Genomic DNA, 21,729 nt, shown 5'->3' with positions numbered 1-21,729 from the left:
TTTATACATCATAACTAAAAAAGCCCATCGTTTTCAGATGGGCTTTTTTTATGCTATGCACACAAATTGGATTAAGAAAAGGCTATTCAAAATGCTTTATTCCCAAAGACTCATAAAGACTTTTTGGATTAAAGATTTTACCATCTTTTATAGTCAAGACCACTCTCCTAATATCGCTGATATTCTCTGACGGATTACCATCCACTAGAATAAGATCGGCAAGCTTTCCTTTTTCAATAGAACCCAATGTGTCGTCCATAAAAGTGTTTCTGGCAGATGTTGTTGTGGCGAGTTGCAATACCTCATTGGCTGGAATTCCGGCACGCACGTAGTTTTCCAATTCTTTATGCAACGCAAACCCTGGCATGGCATCCGTTCCCGGAAGTATGGTCACACCATTAGTGTGCAATTCGTAAATGATATCCAATAATTTTTGGAAAGAGTCCCTGAACTGTTGTTCCTTTCCTTGAGGAATGGGCAGGCCTACAGAATAAAAATTGCGCTGAAGCTGAATGGGCAGTCTGTCCAGAATAGCTTCAAATTGAGGATCGGGCTCACCTGCTTTGGAAGTGAACATGCCCTCAAAAAAGGAAACCGTAGGGTCAATTTCAATGCCTTTGTCTTTTAAAAGATTGACAAATGATTTAAATTTTTCACCTTTCAAATCTAGTTCGTGGGCATGTTCCGCAACAGCTGAAAATCGTAGAGGTGTTCTTGTATCAATGGTGTCTGACAAGAAATTGAGCACCAGCATATTCACATGCTGTATTTCATCAAAACCGTCTTTTATTGCATCTTCCGCCAGCATGTGTGCGGGAATATGCCCACTTACTTTCAAATCTAAATCGTGTGCTTTTTGGGCGAGGGGCTTTACCCAGGTAGGATCTATAGAGCTGTATAATTTAATTTGATGATACCCATTGTCTTTAAAATCTTGAATAGCCTTTAATCCTTCATCAACATTTGTAATAGTGAGTCCCGGGCCAGCAAAAGGGCCTTTTTGATCTATAAACCCAGACATGGTTACAACACGCGGACCAATACTTGTGTTGTTGTCGAATTCTTTTCTTATTTCAATAAGCTCCATAGAGTTGGCCATATCCCTTATTGAAGTTACTCCTGCTGCCAAATGCAATAGACCATCTTCTTTTTGAACATGACAATGATTATCAAATAATCCCGGGAGAAGAGTTTTATTTGTTCCATCAATTATGGTTGTATCATCGGGCAGGGAAGTATCATCTGTTAAGATGGCTTCGATTGTATTTCCTCTTATTACTACGGTACGATTAGGTAAAGTTTCACCGGTATTGGAATCAAACAGATTTACATTTTTTATGGCAACAGGATTATTTGGAGTCTCGGTTAATTCTTGGGCTAGAGATCTAAAAAAGGCATTTTCCTTTTCAGTTTGTATTTCTAACAAGGGCTCCATAAGCTCGCTATTTTCGGATTCAATTATGGCCAGCCATGATGAGACTGAAGCAAAAATCCTATCATCTTTATCTAGCCATATATAGGATGGAACCAGGCCAAAACCTGTAATTTCCAAAAGCCTTAAGGGTATATTTTCAACTTCAATTTCCTCAATGGTTGCAATTTTTGCAGTTCCGCTTGGCAACAGTTCCACAGAATGTTCCGGAGAAGTCAACAGTTTTCTAATCAATAGCTCGGTATCACCCAAAGTGCTGTTTACACTGGCGTAAAAAGGATTTCCATCAGACACAATATTTCCTTGCTCTGAGGTACTTTTCCAACTTGCCTTTTTCTCACTATAGTCAAAAACCTCAGAGATGGTATCCTTTAGATAATTAACCCCAGATATCTGTAGAGAGGCAATGGACCCCTTGTCATTTAGCTTTATTTTTTCTTCAATCTCAGGACCTCTTCCCCTATCATTATATTCAAAAGTGTAGACATAGTTTCCTTCAGCATCCAAAGAACTGGAGTGTTTCCCCGCAAGATTTCCCCTCATGTATACATTATGGTCTTTGGCTGCATACGTCACTTTTTTATCAGAAGAATCGCAGGAGACCAGCAGAACAATTAGGAAAATAGAAAATACATGTTTCATGTTATTTATTTTAGGAGGTTGTTGATTTTGATTTAAGTGTACTAGTTTGGTTTTTAACCAAATAATAATCTAGCATAACTCCAAAGATACCAGATAATGAATAGTTTTTATCGTAAGGAAAATCCACCTTTTAACTGTTTTTCGGACTGATGGTGTCAAAAGTAAAATGATCTACCTTTTCACCAGGTCCAAAAGTAGATTCGTAAAATTTTACAGCTTGAACATCTTCAGAATGAGCATCTACGAAAATGGTTTCAACACCAATACTGGTATTCTTTAAATAGTTGATCAATCTCTTTCCTACACCTTGATTATGAAACGCAGCCTTTACAGCAATGTCATAGAGATACAACTCGCTTTTATCCGAATAGTATTTTTGAAGTTCATAGGCGGTCAACCCTCCAATAACGATATCATTTTTGATGGCGACGATAACATAAAATTCAGATTTTTGAAGCAGATTTACCAGATGATTTTTTGAAGCGATTGTATGGTATTCATCAAAAACCTCATTAAACAATTCCACGAGCTTTATGAATAATTCCAAATCGCTATTGCCTAATCTTAAAATCTGAATTTCTTCTTTTGCTGTCATGATATTCAACTTAAGATATTTATTCTCCCCAAGGTAAGGGCACTTTCAAAAACTCTGAGTGAAGAATATGGCCAATAGAATTAAGATTGAAGCAAGTACAGCAAGAAGATGGTTGGGATGAAATAAATAACTATCGTTTTTGCCCCCTCATAGTCTTTGGCAACTCTTTGCCCAAATAAGAGCAATAATAAGGTAACTGCAGAAAGAATTGCCGCACATAAGGCCATATCGCTCTCACCTTCAGCTATAAATTGAAAAGCGCCAACTACTGATAAAATACCTGAAACCATTTCAACAAGTAAAATAATCCCAAGAAGTACGGGCACTATGCCTTTGAAAAAGGTTTTGGAAAAATGGCCGGTTAGCCAAGATAAATTTCCTTTCCAGTCCATAATTTTGTCAATACCACTTTGTAAGAATGTGATCGCTAAAAAGGCAAGCAACAAAATCTGTGTTGCATGTGAAGTAAAATTTTCCATATCGTTCGTATTGGTTTTTAAGCCGCTTTGGTATGAAGCAACCTGGTGAGTTTTATAGAGAGATCTGTGAAGATAATTTTAGAATTTCCATTGCGTTCCACGTGAAAAATTGCTTTTTCCAATTCTTCCACAATATCCAAAATGTTGTTTTCATGGACAAAAGGCGCAAACTTTTTTAAATCAAACCCCTCTAAATGCATCTTGGCATACACCAAACTGTCCGCTTTGTAATTTAACAAAAGTGCTTGGCGCATCATGGTCAAGCAATAATGTAGGAATTGTTTTTGGACCTCCCTTCCTGTTTTGGCGACCTCATCGCTCCAAAGAATCAGTTCTTGTATCGCGGCCCTGTTTCCCTTTGCCTTAAAAGCACTTCGCACCCATTGTACAAACCAGCGTTCAAACACCAAATCTTCAGAGTCCTTGTTTAATAGGTCCAAGGCTTTGTTAAAATTGCCGTGAGCTTCATGTGCAATGGAAATTGCTTCAGGTTCATTTGAACCTCGTTTTATCAGTTCAGTAGAGATATCACTTTGCGCAAGAGGCGGAAAATGCAGAACTTGACAACGCGAAAGAATAGTATTGATAATTTTTTCCTCCTCTTCAGCAATTAGAAGTAGAATCGTTTTCTCTGGCGGCTCTTCAATAAGTTTTAAGAGCTTGTTGGCAGCGGAAATATTCATTTTTTCCGCCATCCAGATGACCACTATTTTATAGCCACCCTCATAAGATTTGAGGGAAAGTTTTTTAACCACATCCTGTGCTTCATCCACGCCTATCTGGCCTTGCTTTTTCTCTATGCCTATAAGCCTGTACCAATCAAACAGATTGCCATAGGGCTGTTCATTTACAAATTGTCGCCAATCTTGAATGTAATGATCACTTACGGCATGGGACTTTACTTTATCGGAATTGGAAACTGGAAACACAAAATGTAAATCTGGATGGGTAAGGGAATTACACTTAGCATTGCAAGCCATATTTTCCCCATCGTTTTCCCCACCAAGATTGCCACAAAGTAAATATTGAGCGTATGCCAATGCCATGGGGAGGGTTCCGGAACCCTCTGGGCCAATAAATAATTGTGCGTGCGCCACCCTGCCGGAGTCAGCAGTGGTCACCAAATGTTTTTTGATATGCTCAAGGCCTAAAACGTCTTTAAACAGCATGCTCCAAAGATACATTTTTTAGGTTCCATATGTTTTAGATGATTTTTTGTTGCAACTCTAAAAATATGCTGGTTATGATCAAACTGGAAAGCAGGAAATCTTTACATTTGGGCTTGCCATAAACATATACTAATGAAGACCATAGAGGATTACAATTTTGAAAATAAAAAAGCATTGATTCGTGTTGATTTTAATGTGCCGCTGGATGCAGATTTCAACGTTACCGATACCAGCAGAATTGAAGCTGCAAAACCCAGTATCCTAAAAGTTTTGGAAGACGGTGGAAGTGCCGTCTTAATGAGCCATTTGGGCAGGCCCAAAGGAAAAGTAAATCCAGACATGTCATTAGCCCATATTTGCGAAAAAGTTTCAGAAATTATTGGAGTACAGGTGAAATTTGCAGAGGATTGTGTTGGGGACATTGCCGATGCGGCTGTTTCAGAATTGCAAAGCGGTGAAGTATTGTTATTGGAAAACCTTCGCTTTTACAGTGAGGAAGAAAGCGGAGATGAAGCTTTTGCAGAAGCACTTTCCAAGCATGGCGATATTTATGTGAATGATGCATTCGGAACAGCACATAGAGCACATGCTTCTACAACTATTGTTGCAAAATATTTCAACGAAAACAAGTGCTTTGGGTATTTATTGGCTAAGGAGATTAAGGCCATAGAAAAGATAATGCAAACAGGGGAAAAACCAATAACTGCCATTTTAGGGGGTGCAAAAGTTTCTTCTAAGATTACAATTATTGAAAACATCTTGGACAAAGTGGACAACTTGATTATTGGAGGTGGAATGACCTATACTTTTGTAAAAGCACAAGGAGGAAAAGTTGGAGATTCCATATGTGAAGATGATAAAATGGAATTGGCTCTTACTATTTTAAAGCAAGCGTCTGAAAAAGGGGTAAAAATCCATTTACCTGTTGATGTTTTGGCTGCGGATGCTTTTGATAATAATGCCAACACTCAGTTTATGGATGTTAACGAGATTCCAGATGGGTGGCAAGGTCTTGATGCCGGACCACAAACTTTGGAAATCTTTAAACAAGTGATTTTGGATTCCAAAACTATACTGTGGAACGGACCTGTTGGTGTTTTTGAAATGGAGAGTTTTGCCAAGGGAACAATTGCCGTGGGCAATGCCATTGATGAAGCAACACAAAACGGAGCCTTTTCACTTGTTGGAGGTGGAGATTCTGTAGCTGCGGTAAAACAATTTGGCTTTGAAGATAAGGTGAGTTATGTCTCCACTGGCGGAGGTGCAATGCTGGAGAGTCTTGAAGGAAGAACACTACCTGGAATCGCTGCAATATTGGGCTAATATGCACGTTATGAATTAATAGGAGAAATCCTATGCAATGCTATGTTTTGGACTGAAAACTTTAATATTTCAGAAAAAAACACCATTTTCGTTTGCCCCAAAATCAAACCTTGTCCAAAATGAACCAAATATTTAAAATAGCTGTATCTACAGCGCTTCTTTTTTCAGCTTCTTCACTCTTTGCACAAGAGATAGATTCCACAGGCACAAAGCAAACTAATTCCACGGAAGTTTTGTCACAAACTTTACAAGAAGACTCTGTTTCTGTGCAGCCGGTCAAGCCATTGAACCTAAAAATTGCTGAGGACAAAATAGATGGCAATACCATGGCAGTGTCTGTTGGGGAAGACAGCAAAACTAAGTTGATGGACTTGGAAGAGGCAAGAAGATATGATAGTCTTTGGCTTAAGGAACTGCATGATAGTGCACAGCTCTTTAGTGAGCTGCTGCTTGAGGTACAGAATCCTTCCGAAGAAGAAATCACAATGGTTGATTTACCTACGGATACACTTAAAGCAAGATTGGCATTGTTGGATGAAAAAACACCTTTCAATATTTCGTACAACTCTTCTTTGGAAAGTGTTATAAAGTCCTTTTTGGTAAGAAAGAAAGATTTAATGCAAAGGATGATTACTGCTAGCCAGTTTTATTTCCCATTATTTGAGCAAGAACTGGATAACCAAGACGTTCCGTTAGAGATAAAATACTTGGCCATTATAGAATCTGCATTAAATCCTAGGGCAAGATCAAGAGTTGGCGCTAAAGGGCTATGGCAGTTTATGTATGGTACCGGAAAAATGTATGGTTTGGAAGTTAGCAGTTATGTGGATGAACGTAACGACCCTATTTTTGCAACCAAAGCAGCGGCAAAGTATTTATCAAAACTCCATGGTATTTTTAACGATTGGGATTTGGCATTGGCGGCATATAACTCAGGCCCTGGAAATGTAAACAAAGCCATAAGACGATCGGGCGGCTACAAGAACTATTGGAACATTAGAAGGAACCTTCCACGTGAAACAGCCGGTTACCTGCCCGCCTTTCTAGCGACCATGTACATTTTTGAATATGCCGAGGAACATGGGCTTCAATATAAAAAAGCTGATAGGCCTTATTTTGAAACGGATACGGTTCACGTAAAAAACCTAATCACATTTGACCAAATATCTAAGTTGGTAGACATTAGCAAGGAAGAATTGGAAATGTTGAACCCTGCATACAAACTAAATATTATACCTAAGATAAAGGGCAAAACGTACGCACTTCGCTTACCAGTTACTAAAATTGGAAAGTTTGTAAGCAATGAAGAGGCCATTTATGCATATGCCAAAAAAGAATTGGATTCTTTGGAAAAACCTTTGCCACAGCTAACACAGGCAAAAAACCAGGTTAGGTATAAAGTTAGAAGCGGGGATTATTTGGGGAGAATAGCTGAAAGATATGGTGTTGGCGTAAGTCAAATAAAAAGATGGAATGGATTGCGAAGCAACAACTTAAGAGTAGGACAGCGACTTACTATTTTTCCGAGAAAACCATATATTTCCAAACAAGCCGTGGCTAAAACAAGCACATCAAATTCATCTACAGCGACATTGGCAAGCAATGGCTCCAAAGTGCATACGGTTAAGGAGGGGGACTCCCTTTGGACCATATCAAGAAAATATCCTGGAGTTTCTATAGAAAATTTACGAAAATGGAACGGTCTTAGTGGTAACAACTTAAAACCGGGCACAAAACTAAAATTGTGCGATTGTTCTTCGTAAATTTAACTCGAGATGAAAAAATTATCAGTATTATCCATTGCCATGATATCCATGGTGATGTTATCATGTAAAGATTCTGGACCAAAGCCGCGATTTCTGCCCCCTTCAACAGGCGGCATTAACTCTCTTATGGTTGTTATGGACACTGAGCTTTGGCAAGGTGGTGTAGGCGATAAAATTAGGGAACAGTTTGCAGCTCCTGTATTGGGTCTACCTCAAGGAGAACCTAAGTTCAGTATAACTCAAATTCCGCCGCAAGTATTTAAAGGAGCTATTACATACTCAAGGTCTGTTCTTTTTGTGCAACAGGATACATTATCGCTTGCCCATATAAAGACAGATGTGTACGCCAAACCTCAAAAAGTGGCGGTAATAAAAGGAGAAACCTACAATGATTTGGCAGGAAACATTGATTCCTTAGCTGGAATGGCCATTGCATCGTATAAAAAAGTTGAAATTGCCGAGGCTCAAAAACGTTTTACACGCTCTTTGAACAAGGAAAAAGCATTTGAAGAAGAGTTGGGAATAAGCTTAAAGGTTCCATCATTATATAAGGTTGGAAAACGTGAGAAGAATTTTGTTTGGATGGATATTCAGATTCCTAAAGGAACTATGAATATTGTTGCATACAGCATGCCGTGGGATAGTTTTTCTAACGATTCCACTTTTGTGAACGATATTGTAAAGATGAGGGATTCTATAGGTAAGAAGTATGTACCCGGACCTTATGAGAACACTTTTATGATTACTGAAAAAGCTTTTTCACCCTATGTTTTCCCTGCTCAAATAGGAGGAAAAAAAGCTGCAGAAGCTAGAGGAATATGGGAAATTAGCGGATACCCCATGGCAGGCCCTTTCTTGACCTATATTATCAATGACAAAGAGAATAACAGGAAACTCGTTCTGGAAGGGTTTACTTTTGCACCTTCTGCAGAAAAACGAGACTATATGTTTGAATTGGAAGCAATTCTGAGAACCGTTAAATTTAATAGCGGTTCCTAAAAATCAGACAACTTAATTGTAAAACAGAAAAGCCCAGTGCTCCCCAGCTAGCCGGGCTTTTTTGTTCTTTAAACACTTTGGATTTACTTAGTCAAAAGCAAAACCAGTAGCAATTCTATATACAAATGCATACAGCACTATAAAGAACATTACAAAACTAAACCAGGCAAATACTTTAAAGTACTTTTCTAATAAAATACTGCCAAGGTTTCTAAATCCTTCTAGATAAATTTCTTTTACGAGTATTAATTTCTTCATAAGTCAGCTTTTTAAGATTTAAAGACAGGACAAAGATTATGCTTTGACAAACAGCTCGAAAAACAACAGGATGAAAACCCAAAAAAGATTGACAAACAGCCCGTTTTTTTTTAAAACCCTATGAAGCACAAATATTCATCGGTAAAATACAAGTCAAGAATAACAGGATAACGAGAGGAACATCGGTGTAATGCAGTCCGAAGTATGAAAAAACATTAAAAAAGCCCCAACTGATAGGAAGGGGCTTTTATATTATAAGGTATATAGCAGCTACATTTCTACTATTATAAATTCTGAACGCCTATTCTGTTGGTGCTTATCTCTAGAGCATCTAGTTCCATCAGCACAATCATTTAATAGCCGTTCCTCACCATAACCTATGGCGCTTTGTACTCTTGAAGAGTCAATGCCCTGCGAAATAATGTAATCTCTTGTGGCTTTTGCACGTTTGTCCGATAGGTATTTGTTGTAGGCCTTCTTGCCTATGGCATCTGTATGGGATTCTATTTTTATGACCATCTCTGGATATTCTCTCATTACCTCTACCAACTTATCCAGCTCTTGTGAAGCCTGTTGTTTAATGTTAAATCGGTCAAAGTCAAAATAAATAGTTTCCGTTTCTAGTTTCAGAACACCTTTTTCTTCTGCGATGATTTCCTTTAATTGTTTTAAGGATTGCGTCACCGTAATCCTTTCATTGTTTTTGGTGTTTGTGGATAGGCTATCTTCAAAATAACCTTTTTTAACGGTCCTTACGGTATACTTGTTTGAAGGCGCAAGGTTTTCAAAGATAAAACTACCATCCTTTCCAGTTAGCACGGAATCAATCCTAAGATTGTCCTTGTCAAATAGACTAACCATGGCATCGGCAATGGGATCTTCACTAATAAGGTCCTGTATGGAGCCTGAAATGGCATTGAGATTTAAAATGTGTTTAAAAGAATATATATCATCATCTCCTTTTCCTCCTTTTCGGTTTGAGGCAAAATATCCTTTTTCGTTGTTTTCATCTATTATATAGGAAAAATCATCCCTATTACTATTAATGGGTTCTCCCAAATTAATGCCAATGCCAAAAACGCCACCTGCGTAATCTGCTTTGTAAATGTCTAAACCACCCATTCCCATATTCCTGTCGGAAGAAAAATAAAGGGCATTTTCTGTTATATAAGGGAACATCTCCTTTTTGCTGGTGTTTACTGTCCTTCCTAGGTTTTCTGGTTCAGAGAAAGCACCATTTTCTAGAATATCCACCTTATAAACATCCGTTAGGCCAAAGCCACCCGGTCTATCTGATACAAAATATAGCTTTTTACCATCTGGACTTACAGAAGGATGACCTGTAGAGTAGTTTTCACTGTTAAACGAAACCTCCACTGCTTTGGTCCATTGATCATCTACAAACTTAGATTGATAAATTTTTAGATGATTTATTCCATTTTTGCCACGCTTGAGCTTTTTACCATAATTATTTCTTGTAAAATAGATGGTTTTTTGATCTGGCGAGAACGCCACTGAAGCTTCATGGTATTTTGTGTTGATTTGTTTAGAGAATTTTTTCGGACTTGTTAAATCCTCACCCTCGCTATCTGCCTTTGCCACATATAAATCTAAGAAAGGCTGGTTGTTCCACTTATACCTTCTCGTAGTAAGGAAGGAAGAATCATGTGCCGATGCAAAAACCACTTCTGACTCATTATGGAACATTGGAGAAAAATCCGAATATTTTGAATTTATCGCCATATTCTTAATCTCTACCAAAGCAGGTGCGTTAGACGTAACGTTGTCCTTATCCAATTCGTTAAGTGGTTCATCTCTTTTTTGTCTGAACAGTTTGGTGAGCTTGGCAGCTCTACGATACCGACCGGTTCCTTTTAGACTATGGGCATACTTGAAAAACTTTTCCTCAGTAATTCTTTCCCTAAATGTCTCATAAAGCTCATGGTACCATTTATAGGACTTTTCTAGATTACCGGTATAATAATGGGAATCGCCTGCATTGGAAAGAAGTTTGAAAGTATGCTCTGCATCACTTTTTTCCAAGACAACATCATAAACGCGGGCCGCTTCGGCGTACCACATTTTATCAAAATAAGAATCTGCTTGTTTAATGAGCTTGGCGGTTGTCCCTTTTACGCGAACAAATTTGGTTAATTCTCTACGGTCAAGGGTTTCAAGTTGCTTTATAAAAACAGGCTTGAAATATTCAACCTGTTGTTCGCTTGGGGAGCTTAAAGACAATTCTTCATCCTGAAACTGCAATAGGGTGACCTCCTGGGATTTAAGCCCTGGTGAAAGAATGAGAAATAAAATTAAAATCAGTCTTTTCATAATCACTCCGTCTGCATAAATTATCGTCAGGTGATTGATTTGGTATTACACGAAAACGCATAATACCAGTTTCAAACGCTAAAATAGAATATGGGAGTAGCGTTTATAACTTTTTGTTGTGAAAGAGGGAATTTGTAACGTGTATGCGATAAAAATGTGGTTCTTCATCGACAAACCCTTTGAATACAGGGTTTTTGTGAGTAGGAAAAACCTTTATAATATAATAGAATTAAGAGTCCGATTCTTTGCCGCTCTCAAGTTTTTCATCTTCTTTTGAAGCATCTTTAAATTCTTTTATACCACTACCTAATCCTCGCATAAGCTCAGGAATTTTTTTGCCTCCAAAGAGTAAAAGAACAACCAATACAATAAGTACAATCTGCCATGGGCCTAGCATACCAAGAAAAATAGTTTGAGCAATCATAACGTCAACGCCTTTAAATGAAAAGTAAAATTACTAAAAAGAACCTTAAGGCCCTGTCCAATTAACGAAAATTAGCATCTCAAATTGTCTATTAGGGTTTTACAATACCCGAAGACATTTTAAAAAGCTTAACAACAAAATTAAAATCTAAGGTTATCTTTGTTCATTATGGCAAAGGATAAAAAGAAAAGAAAAGAGATCAAACGCAAGCTGCTGCACAAGTATCGGCTGGTGATATTGAACGAAAATACCTTTGAAGAAAAGATTTCTTTTAAACTTAGCAGGCTCAACGTTTTTGTAACAGGAACGCTGTTCATTATTGTTTTAATTGGTCTTACCACACTTATCATAGCTTTTTCACCTTTAAGAGAGTATATACCAGGATATTCATCCACAAGATTAAAAAGACAAGCTACGGAACTTACTTACAAAACGGATTCGTTGGTTACAGTTTTAAATTATACCAATAGGTATTTAGATAATGTTCGCCTTGTTTTGAGAGGGGATATTGAAAATAATGAGGTAAACAGAGATTCACTTTTTGAAAAATACAAACTTGACCCTTCCACTGTTGATTTAACACCTATTCGTGAAGACTTGCTGTTAAGAGAGGAAGTGGATTTGGAAGACAAATACAATCTTTTTGAACGAAATGTAGAAAATGTTGGCAGCTTGCTGTTTTCACCGGTTAGCGGAACACTGTCCCAACCTTTTGATGCTGAGGCCAAACACTATGCCGTGGATGTTGTTGCACCCAAAGAAACTCCAGTAAAATCCATTGCTGACGGAACCGTTCTTTTTTCAGAATGGACTGCAGAAACAGGATATGTCATCATTATTGAACACCGAGACAACCTTACTTCAGTGTACAAGCATAATGGCTCTTTGAGCAAATCACAAGGGGATTTGGTAAGAGCAGGCGAGGTTATTGCCTCAATTGGAAATACGGGAGAATTAACTACGGGGCCACATTTACATTTTGAAATTTGGAACAACGGAAAACCTGTAAACCCCTTGAATTACATTGATTTTAAATAAATGTCCTTAAAATCCTTTGCAGCAAAACTTTTTGCTAAAAACATTGTTGGGAAAACGGCTAAATGGGCAAACAACCCTGTGCAGGCCCAACAAAAAACGTTTAAACATCTTATTTCCATTGCGAAACAGACCCAATTTGGCAAAGACCATGATTTTGACGGGATTAAAACTCATGCTGATTTTGTGGAAAAAGTTCCAATTAGGGATTATGAGGAGCTAAAGGGGTATGTTGAACAGATAATTGAAGGGAATAGTAATGTTCTATGGCCAGAAAGACCCATTTATTTTGCCAAAACATCTGGAACTACCTCAGGAGCCAAATATATACCTATCACTAAAGAATCTATTAAACATCAAGTAGAAGCTTCCAGAAATGCGATTTTAACGTACATTCATGAGACTGGTAAAGCAGATTTTGTTGATGGAAAGATGATTTTTCTTCAAGGAAGTCCCGTTTTGGACGAAAAAGGAGGTATTAAATTGGGACGTCTTTCAGGGATTTCTGCGCATTATGTGCCTAATTATCTGCAAAAAAACAGATTGCCGAGTTGGGAAACCAATTGTATAGAAGATTGGGAAACCAAGGTGGAGAAAATCGTTGAGGAGACCAAAAATGAGGATATGACCGTAATTGCAGGAATACCATCATGGGTTCAGATGTATTTTGAAAGACTTAATGCAACCTCCGGAAAAAAGGTAGGAGAGCTCTTTAGAAATTTTCAGTTATTTATCTATGGAGGAGTAAATTATGAGCCGTACAGAGCCAAGTTTGAGAACTTAATAGGAAGAAAAGTAGATAGTATCGAGCTTTTTCCGGCAAGCGAGGGTTTTTTTGCCTACCAAGACTGCCAAAAGGAAGAAGGAATGCTGCTTCTTTTAGATTCAGGGATTTTCTATGAGTTTATAAAGGCGGATGAATTTTTTAATGAAAACGCAAAACGATTAACTATAGCTGAGGTTGAGTTAAATGTAGACTATGTGATGATTATCTCCACTGATGCCGGATTGTGGGCATATAATCTAGGAGATACCATTCGGTTTATTTCATCAAAACCGTATAGGGTAATTGTTTCTGGAAGAATCAAGCATTTTATATCGGCCTTTGGCGAGCACGTTATTGCAAAAGAGGTTGAAGAGGCCATAAAAATAGGAATAGAACATACTGATGCACTAGTAAACGAATTTACAGTTGCCCCACAAACCTCACCAGAAAATGGAGAACTGCCTTATCATGAATGGTTTATAGAATTTGAAAGAATTCCCTCGGACCTTTCTAAGTTTTCCTGTCTTATAGAGGAAAGCATGCAAAAACAGAATAGCTACTATTTGGATTTACTGGAAGGAAACATCTTGCAGCCATTGAAAATCACTTGTATTAAACCGGGAGGCTTTCAAGGATATATGAGAACCATTGGGAGGTTGGGAGGACAAAATAAGGTTCAAAGACTGTCCAACGACAGGAAAGTAGCAGAGGGGTTGACTACATTTCAGATTTAGATAACAACCAACAGTTCTTCTTTAGTAGGAATTCATGTATTTTTGCCAGAACGTATGATGGCAACCGAAGTAAAACAAACTACAAGAGCACAAGAATCCACCAACGCAATAGAGCGCCTGTATATTACAATGCGGCATTTGCTCAACCGAGGGTTTTACAAACCTTCAGGGGTTTCAGGAAACGCTTTACGGACCGCATTACTATTACTAAGGCCAGAAATTTATGGATCAGTAGCAGATGAAAAAGCTGAGCTTGATGGCCTTATCTATGTTTTGGAAAGATTGCCAGAGGGTATTGAAGAGTGTCGGTTTATCAATCTAACATCGGATGAAGGCTTTTCCAAATCCCATCTAAAAGCAATTGTACCTCCCAAAAGAAGAAGAAATTGTTATCGGATTGATGATGAACAAATGAATATTGAGATAACCCGCGGCAGAAGCGATATCTATGATATTCTTACACACCTTACCTTTTTGTTTATAGAATCCGGAAAGATATGCGAACGTGTTTTGGTAGAAGATGGAACCGCTACCATACGGGATTGGGATAAATTGGTGAATTTTGTTCAAAGTGAAGAAAAGAGTGAGGCAGAGCGAGAAGTTGCGCTCATACATGTTGCAAATATTCTTGGAAGAACTTTTGAGGAAGTTGTAGCAATTGAAAATAAGCTAAGCACACCAACGCAACCCGATCGCTTTTTAAACATCATTTTTTGGCTGGGCAAGTTAGCAATAGAAGAAGAAACAACAGGCAATAAACGGACCATTACATTTAGCCCATTGTTACGAGAAAGATTGGGGCACCACATTCATGGTGAGCGCTGGGCAGCTCTGATCAAACAAACACTGAGTAAACATAAATTGTTGGATAGGCCCATTCACATTATAAGTGCTAACATGCACAGTGTTATGAACTCTCTATTTGCAAAGAAAGTTTTGGCAAAAGAGTTTCCAGATACAAAGTCTTTGGATATATATGAAGCGTTGAGTTCTTCAAAAAACAAGGAGCTTAGAAAAAAAGTCATGGAAGTTGGCAAAAAGAATGGCATGATTTTCATTGATGATGAGTCTGGGGCAAACATTGATGTACAGATTTTTGATTCGGCCAAATTTGGAAAGAACACCTGTTGCTATGATTTCCCAAGCGACATTTCTGACGATGAAAAACCCGTTATCTTTGTAATGGATTATGCATTTGGAGAACAAGCCTACGAAACCATAGATGAACTTTTAAAGCCAATGGAAGGAGAAGTTCAAAAGAAATTTTTAAATGTGGATTCCATATCGGTAATGGGAAAAGCAGGTATTTTAGAAGGAGGAAAAGGAGACTTGATGATTCCGTCTGCTCATATTTTTGAAGGAACTGCAGACAATTACCCTTTTAAAAATGAATTATGCGCCTCGGACTTTGAAGGGCATGGGTTAAAAGTATTAGAAGGAACCATGGTGACCGTTTTAGGAACATCACTTCAGAATAAAGATATTCTTCGATTCTTTCATGAATCCACTTGGAATGTAATTGGACTGGAAATGGAAGGAGTGCATTACCAAAAGGCAATTCAATCAGCGTCTAAAATCAGGAAGAGCATCAACAAGGATGTTAAGGTAAGATATGCGTATTACGCCTCTGATAACCCATTGGAAACTGGAAGTACTTTGGCTTCAGGAGGTTTGGGAACAACGGGAGTAAAACCCACATATTTAATTACGGACAGGATTTTAAAACAAATATTCAATTCATAAAATGGCAGACCAACCAGTAAATAACAGTAATTCTGATGAAATAGATTTGGGACAACTGTTTCAAATGATAGGGAAGGGGTTTAATAAAATTGGAATTGCTTTCTTGAGGCTGTTTCTTTATTTGAAGAAGAACGCTATAATATTGGGTATCCTTCTGGTGATTGGGGTAGGTCTTGGATATGGGCTTAACCAGATTTCTAGAAATAAACTGAAAATTGAGGTAATTGTAAAACCTAATTTGGAAAGCAAGAATTATCTATATGATGTTGTTGCGGAAATAGAAAGTAACATTAGGGCCAAAGATTCAGTCTTTTTTAAAGAAATTGGAGTTGAGGTGAGCAATTTAGGAGAGTTTAAGGTTTCTGTTGAGCCCATAGAAGATGAGAAAAATAAAGAAGGAGGTATGGAATACCTTGAGCTTTTGGAAAAATTTCAGGCCAATGAAGAATTCTTAGATATAATTAAATCCGAACTTTCGAATAAAAGCACTTTAAATCATAGAATCACTTTTTTATTTAAAGACCCTTCGCAGGGTAAGATTTTTGCAGAAAAGGTAATGAACTATATAAATTCCAACGGGTATTTTAAAGAATTAGTGGTTACATCCAATCAAAATGCTTTGGAAAGAATTGAAAGAAATGAAACGTTTATTAAACAAATTGATGAATTAATTTCTAGGTATTCTCAAAGCTTCAACGCTCAAAGCAGCAAAGAGATTGATGAGAGAATTGTTTTGGACAATACTGAAAAGATGAATGTTACGGGTCTTTTCGCCCTTAAGAATGAATTAATTCAAAATACAGAGCGAAAGAAAATTGAAGTTAAAGAACAGAAGGAAGCAATTAATATTATCAATTTTGGAAACACCCAACAACAAAAGAAAATCTTTTTTGCAAGAGGGATGGTTTTGATACCGTTATGTTTGGTAGGCTTGTTTTTAGTCATTTCCGTAATGAGGTATGCCGATAGAAAAGCTTCTGAATTGTTTTAAAAAATATACGATTGAGTAAAAAACGAAACTTAATTATTTTTGGAACTAGACCTGAGGCAATTAAAATGGCCCCCTTGGTTAAGGAGTTTCGTAAGCATAGTGAAAAGTTTGAAACAAAGGTTTGCGTGACTGCCCAGCATAGGGAGATGTTGGATCAAGTACTTCGTTTTTTTGAAATCGAGCCTGATTATGATTTGAATTTGATGCGGCCAAATCAAAATTTGTATACCCTTACAGCGGACATTATCACTCAACTTAAACCAGTAATAGAGGAATATAAGCCGGATTTTGTTTATATACATGGGGATACTACTACAACAATGGCTTCAGGTTTGGCCGCTTTTTATGCTGGAGTCAAAGTATGCCATGTAGAAGCAGGCCTTAGAACTTTTGATATGCAGTCTCCTTTTCCGGAGGAAATGAACAGGAGTGTTACTGCGGTAATTTCAAATGTACACTTTGCGCCAACAGTTACTTCAATGAATAACCTGCTCAAAGAGAACAAAGAGAGTAACACCGTTTTAGTTACTGGAAATACTGTAATAGATGCATTACAGTATAGTGTTAATAAAGTAACATCAGCCGATTTCTATGACCCGGAAGTGGTTAAGTTGAATAGTCTAATTGAAGCAGAAAAGAAACTGATCTTGGTTACGGGACATCGCAGAGAAAACCATGGGCAAGGCTTTATCAATATTTGTAGTGCTTTAAAACAACTTGCGATTCTTTATCCGAAAGTTCAAATTGTCTATCCTGTGCATTTGAACCCAAATGTCCAAAAACCTGTCCACGAAATTCTAGGAGATATTGATAATATTAAATTGATTGACCCTTTGTCTTATCCAGCATTTGTTTGGTTGATGAACAAGTCTTATATGATTATTACGGATAGCGGGGGGTACAAGAAGAAGCCCCTAGTTTGGGAAAACCTGTCCTAGTTATGAGAAATACTACTGAGCGACCGGAGGCAGTTGAGGCTGGAACGGTGATTTTGGTGGGAACAAATAGACAAAAAATCATTTCGGAATCAACAAAATTGCTTGAAAATACAGAAGCATATTTAAAAATGAGTAAGCTTCATAATCCGTATGGCGATGGCAATGCATGTAAAAAAATAATAGATTATATATCTAAAATTCAATAATGGATAAAAACCCAGAAGTTGTGATGATGGGACTCGGTTATATTGGGCTTCCCACTGCTGCTTTGATTGCACAGAACAAAACCTCAGTTCATGGAGTGGACATTAACCCATATGTTGTTGAAACCATAAATGCTGGTAAAATACATATCATTGAGCCCGACTTGGATAAAGCCGTTGAGATGGGTGTGGAACAAGGATTTCTAAAAGCCGCATCAACGCCTGTTGAAGCTAACAACTACCTTATCGTGGTTCCAACGCCATTTAAAGATAAGAATGAACCGGATACATCTTTCGTTCAAGCTGCTACAGAAGCTATAATTCCTCTTTTAAAAAAGGGAGACCTTTATATCATTGAATCTACCTCACCGATTGGTACTACTGAAAAGATGATGCAGCTCATCTTCGAAAAAAGACCAGAACTTAAAGGTAAACTTCACATAGCTTACTGCCCAGAAAGGGTGCTCCCAGGAAATGTTATGTTTGAATTAGTAAACAATGACAGAGTAATTGGTGGAGTTGATAAGGCATCAACTGATAGGGCTATAGAATTTTACTCCCAATTTATTAAAGGACAACTTCATAAAACTAATGCAAGAACGGCGGAAATGTGTAAATTGGTGGAAAACTCTTCAAGAGATGTTCAAATAGCTTTTGCTAATGAACTATCGCTCATTTGCGATAAAGCAGATATTAACGTGTGGGAATTAATCTCTTTAGCAAACAAACACCCGAGGGTGAATATCTTACAACCAGGGTGTGGTGTTGGAGGCCATTGTATAGCGGTTGACCCATATTTTATCGTGGCAGACTATCCCATGGAATCCAAAATAATAGGTACAGCTCGTGAAATCAATAATTATAAATCTTTTTGGTGTGCTGAAAAAGTAAAGTCATCTAAATTAGAGTTCGAATTAAAAAATGGGAGAAAACCAAAAATTGCTTTAATGGGGCTTTCGTTTAAACCCAATATTGATGATTTACGAGAATCTCCTGCGAAATATATTGTTCAAAAGGTGCTTCAGAATGCCAATGACGAAGAGTACTACATTGTAGAACCCAATATTAATTCTCACAAGGTGTTTAAGCTTACAGATTATAAAGAGGCCACTAAAAGAGCTGACATTATTGTCTTTTTGGTAGCACATAACGAGTTTAAGACCATAAACGTTAATTCAGCTAAAAAAGTAATAGATTTCTGTGGGGTTTTTAAATAGACCCCTGTTCTAAGTAAACTAAAATGAGCTCATTTTTTGTACGAATTAAAAGGCATCTTTTTGAAAACATCAAGGACAGAATACCCGTTGAAGTTAACAAAGTATTGATTGAATTAAATTGCTGGCCTACACTGGTTTTTGGAAGAGAATATAAAGAACACTTTTCCAATTTAAAAAACAACCAGATAAACCCCAATTTAGAGCAACAAGTGCTGAACATCACAAATTTTTGCTTAAAAAATGTCCCTTATTATAGGAAAAGATATAGCAGATACTCTATCAAATCTATTGCTGATTTTTATAAGATTATAAAGCCAATCGACAAGCAAGAGGTTTTAGATAATTTTGAAGACTTTATAGCGGACGGAATAAAAATGTCTGATTATGACTTTGTAACAACTGGAGGAACCTCTGGAAAGCCCCTAAATTTATACCTTCCAAAGAAACGATACGCGGTTGAACTGGCCACTCTTCATTATGTATGGGGCAAATTGGGATATAATTTTTCAAAGCGAGGAGTTATACGAAATACTAAACTAAAAAAAAATAAAGATTACATAATAAACCCAATCTCCAAGGAGTTTATTTTTGATGGTTTTCGCTTAAACAATGATTATTTTGAAACAATTTTTGATACTTTAAAAAGGAATAACATAAATTTTCTACACGGATATACGAGTAATCTGTTTCTTTTTGGCAAGTTTTTAATTGCTAATAATAAGGACTTTTCATTTATTAAAGGACTTTTTACAACTTCTGAGAATACATCACAACTAATGAATTCTTTTTTCAATCAAGAACTGAAAATTCCTCATATGAACTTTTATGGACATACAGAAAAACTTGTGTTTGCCTCATATTGCGAAAACACAGACTTTTACCATGTTGATTCGTTTTATGGGTATACTGAAATTCTTAATAGTTCAAACAAAAGATCAAAATTTGGCGAAATCACAGGAACTACAATTAATAATTATGGCATGCCACTCTTAAGGTATAAAACGGGAGACTATACTCAAGTTGCAGAATGTGGATGTGAAAATTGTGATTTTAAGGGGTTAATCTTTAAGGAAATATATGGTAGGTGGGATGGAAGCAAAATCTACAATAAAGATGGCTCATCCGTTACAACAACAGCTCTAAACCTACATTCTGAATTGTATGCCAAAATAGAGGGGATTCAGTATTTCCAACATCAAAAAGGTAAATTACAGGTCAGGATAATTAAAGGAGAGGCTTTTTCAAAAACTACAGAATTAGAACTTAGAGATGAGATATTGTCAAAATTTAATTTGGATTTTGAATTGGATATAAAATATGTCGGAGCTTTAGAAAAAAAGAGCAATGGCAAATTTCTTCTTTTGATATCCAAAATCCATTGACACACAAAAACATTGGATTTATGTTTGCAGAAACTCTAAGAAAATTAAAATCCATACTTCGTAAAGGGTTTTTTCATCTTTTTTTTTCCAATTTTTTGGCGCAATTTATGGTTTTTGGTTCTCATATGTTGGTTGCAAGCTTACTTTTACCAGAGGAATTGGGAAAAATCAAAGTGCTTCAGACTTTTGTAGATGTTGCCTCAATAATTGGAGGTGGAGGCCTAATTGTTGCAATACTAAAGATTGTACCTCAAAGCACAAAAAAAGCAAAACAATATTTTGTGCTCCAGTACGTATTGAAGAATGCGTTTTTGTTTTCTTTTATTGTCTTTTTTGTACTAAATACTCTTGCCTTTTTTGGATTGTTGTCATCGGATAATCAAATCAACCAATTGTTTCATTTATTTTCGATTGTAATATTAATCAGTCCCATTTCTCTCCTAATGATTAGATATTATCAAGCACTTGAACTTTTTAAAAAGGCTAGTATAATACAGGTGATAACAAAGATGTTTTCTGTCACCGTGATAATTTTATTGACATACTATTTTGCCATTAGAGGATACGTCGTTGCTGTCATTATTGGGTTTTTGGTTACCGCCCTGTTTCTCTTATTTGACTTACGAGATCATATTTTTTCCAAAAACAACATTATTGAATACGCGAATAAACTTAAATCAGAAATTAAAAACCTTTCAAAATTTAACTTTTTTGCCCAAGTTTCAGATCAATTTAGAATATATGTAACTTTTTTTGTGGCCAACTACCTCATTACAGATAGAGAAATTTTTGGACAATATAGTTTTGCCTTGATTTTGGTACAGGCTTTAGGGGTTTTATCAAGTAGTGCGCAACAGTTTGTAATTCCAAAATTTTCTAAAGAGTCTAATAATGGTAAATTATTTTTTTCACAACTAAGATATTATGAGAAGCAGTATTTTATAGCAGGATTATTTATCTTCTTGTGTTTTCAATTAATAGCACCGTATTTAATCAGTTATTTTTTTGATGGAAAATATGATTCGTCAATACCTCTTTTGCGTGTAATGTTGATAGGGTGGTTAGTGTATAGTGCATTTACCTTAAAAGGTCCAGCATTTATAGGCTTAGGAAGATTGGATGTATCATTTAAAGTTTCTTCTATCGCATTGGTAATAGCGATTCCGCTTTCCATACTTTTGTGTTACCACTGGGGGATTTGGGGAATAGTTATAAGTTATGTTGCGCAAACGGCAGTGAGCTGTCTGTTATCGAATTATTTTATGAATCTATTAAAAAAGACTTCACTTTCTTAATGACTAT

General features: G+C 36.8%; 17 protein-coding genes and 1 pseudogene. 11 read left to right on the top strand and 7 right to left on the bottom strand.

Annotated elements, in window-relative coordinates:
• Positions 1–82: 82 nt before the first annotated feature.
• The 4 genes from LV704_RS08720 to LV704_RS08705 form a co-directional block, all read right to left on the bottom strand.
• Positions 83–2,074 (bottom strand): amidohydrolase family protein, encoded by a 1,992-nt coding sequence (locus LV704_RS08720; RefSeq protein WP_163420753.1) that lies wholly within the window; start codon positions 2,072–2,074, stop codon positions 83–85.
• Between the two features lie 130 nt (positions 2,075–2,204).
• Complete coding sequence (locus LV704_RS08715) at positions 2,205–2,669, bottom strand: GNAT family N-acetyltransferase (protein WP_163420754.1); 465 nt, start codon at positions 2,667–2,669, stop codon at positions 2,205–2,207.
• Between the two features lie 80 nt (positions 2,670–2,749).
• Positions 2,750–3,148, bottom strand: a complete 399-nt coding sequence (locus LV704_RS08710; RefSeq protein ID WP_163420755.1) for a DoxX family protein — start codon at positions 3,146–3,148, stop codon at positions 2,750–2,752.
• Positions 3,149–3,165: 17 nt separating this feature from the next.
• On the bottom strand, positions 3,166–4,317 hold the full coding sequence (locus LV704_RS08705) for an ATP-binding protein (RefSeq protein ID WP_163420756.1): 1,152 nt from the start codon (positions 4,315–4,317) through the stop codon (positions 3,166–3,168).
• Positions 4,318–4,449: 132 nt separating this feature from the next.
• Between LV704_RS08705 and pgk the strand changes: the two genes are divergently transcribed.
• From pgk to LV704_RS08690, 3 genes are all read left to right on the top strand, one after another.
• Complete coding sequence (gene pgk / locus LV704_RS08700) at positions 4,450–5,640, top strand: phosphoglycerate kinase (protein WP_163420757.1); 1,191 nt, start codon at positions 4,450–4,452, stop codon at positions 5,638–5,640.
• A 119-nt stretch (positions 5,641–5,759) separates the two neighbouring features.
• Positions 5,760–7,403, top strand: a complete 1,644-nt coding sequence (locus LV704_RS08695) for a lytic transglycosylase domain-containing protein (protein ID WP_163420758.1) — start codon at positions 5,760–5,762, stop codon at positions 7,401–7,403.
• 12 nt (positions 7,404–7,415) lie between these two features.
• Entirely contained in the window at positions 7,416–8,405 is a 990-nt protein-coding gene (locus LV704_RS08690; protein ID WP_163420759.1) for a DUF4837 family protein, read from the top strand.
• A gap of 87 nt (positions 8,406–8,492) precedes the next feature.
• On the opposite strand, the gene LV704_RS08685 is transcribed toward LV704_RS08690, so the two are convergent.
• The 3 genes from LV704_RS08685 to tatA form a co-directional block, all read right to left on the bottom strand.
• Positions 8,493–8,663 (bottom strand): DUF6747 family protein, encoded by a 171-nt coding sequence (locus LV704_RS08685; protein WP_163420760.1) that lies wholly within the window; start codon positions 8,661–8,663, stop codon positions 8,493–8,495.
• A gap of 270 nt (positions 8,664–8,933) precedes the next feature.
• On the bottom strand, positions 8,934–10,994 hold the full coding sequence (locus tag LV704_RS08680) for an OmpA family protein (RefSeq protein ID WP_163420761.1): 2,061 nt from the start codon (positions 10,992–10,994) through the stop codon (positions 8,934–8,936).
• A gap of 229 nt (positions 10,995–11,223) precedes the next feature.
• Positions 11,224–11,418 (bottom strand): twin-arginine translocase TatA/TatE family subunit, encoded by a 195-nt coding sequence (gene tatA / locus LV704_RS08675; RefSeq protein ID WP_163420762.1) that lies wholly within the window; start codon positions 11,416–11,418, stop codon positions 11,224–11,226.
• Positions 11,419–11,586: 168 nt separating this feature from the next.
• Between tatA and LV704_RS08670 the strand changes: the two genes are divergently transcribed.
• The 8 genes and pseudogenes from LV704_RS08670 (at position 11,587) to LV704_RS08635 (ending at position 21,722) form a co-directional block, all read left to right on the top strand.
• Entirely contained in the window at positions 11,587–12,456 is an 870-nt protein-coding gene (locus tag LV704_RS08670; RefSeq protein ID WP_163420763.1) for a M23 family metallopeptidase, read from the top strand.
• A complete protein-coding gene (locus LV704_RS08665) occupies positions 12,457–13,953 on the top strand; it encodes a GH3 auxin-responsive promoter family protein (RefSeq protein WP_163420764.1) in 1,497 nt (498 codons plus the stop codon).
• 54 nt (positions 13,954–14,007) lie between these two features.
• Positions 14,008–15,696: a hypothetical protein gene (locus tag LV704_RS08660; RefSeq protein WP_163420765.1), complete on the top strand. Its 1,689-nt coding sequence runs from the start codon at positions 14,008–14,010 to the stop codon at positions 15,694–15,696.
• 1 nt (position 15,697) lies between these two features.
• Complete coding sequence (locus LV704_RS08655) at positions 15,698–16,687, top strand: hypothetical protein (protein WP_163420766.1); 990 nt, start codon at positions 15,698–15,700, stop codon at positions 16,685–16,687.
• A gap of 65 nt (positions 16,688–16,752) precedes the next feature.
• Positions 16,753–17,831: pseudogene (gene wecB / locus LV704_RS08650) on the top strand (non-hydrolyzing UDP-N-acetylglucosamine 2-epimerase).
• Entirely contained in the window at positions 17,831–19,045 is a 1,215-nt protein-coding gene (gene wecC, locus LV704_RS08645) for a UDP-N-acetyl-D-mannosamine dehydrogenase (RefSeq protein WP_163420768.1), read from the top strand. The pseudogene wecB and the gene wecC overlap by 1 nt, the downstream one beginning before the upstream one ends.
• A 23-nt stretch (positions 19,046–19,068) precedes the next feature.
• A complete protein-coding gene (locus LV704_RS08640; protein WP_163420769.1) occupies positions 19,069–20,427 on the top strand; it encodes a phenylacetate--CoA ligase family protein in 1,359 nt (452 codons plus the stop codon).
• A gap of 20 nt (positions 20,428–20,447) precedes the next feature.
• Positions 20,448–21,722 (top strand): oligosaccharide flippase family protein, encoded by a 1,275-nt coding sequence (locus LV704_RS08635; protein WP_163420770.1) that lies wholly within the window; start codon positions 20,448–20,450, stop codon positions 21,720–21,722.
• Positions 21,723–21,729 lie beyond the last annotated feature (7 nt).

Origin of the sequence: Flagellimonas sp. CMM7 (assembly GCF_021390195.1) — a bacterium.
Lineage (GTDB): Bacteria > Bacteroidota > Bacteroidia > Flavobacteriales > Flavobacteriaceae > Flagellimonas.
Note: the sequence above shows the minus strand (reverse complement) of the source record. Positions and strands in the feature narration are given on the sequence as shown.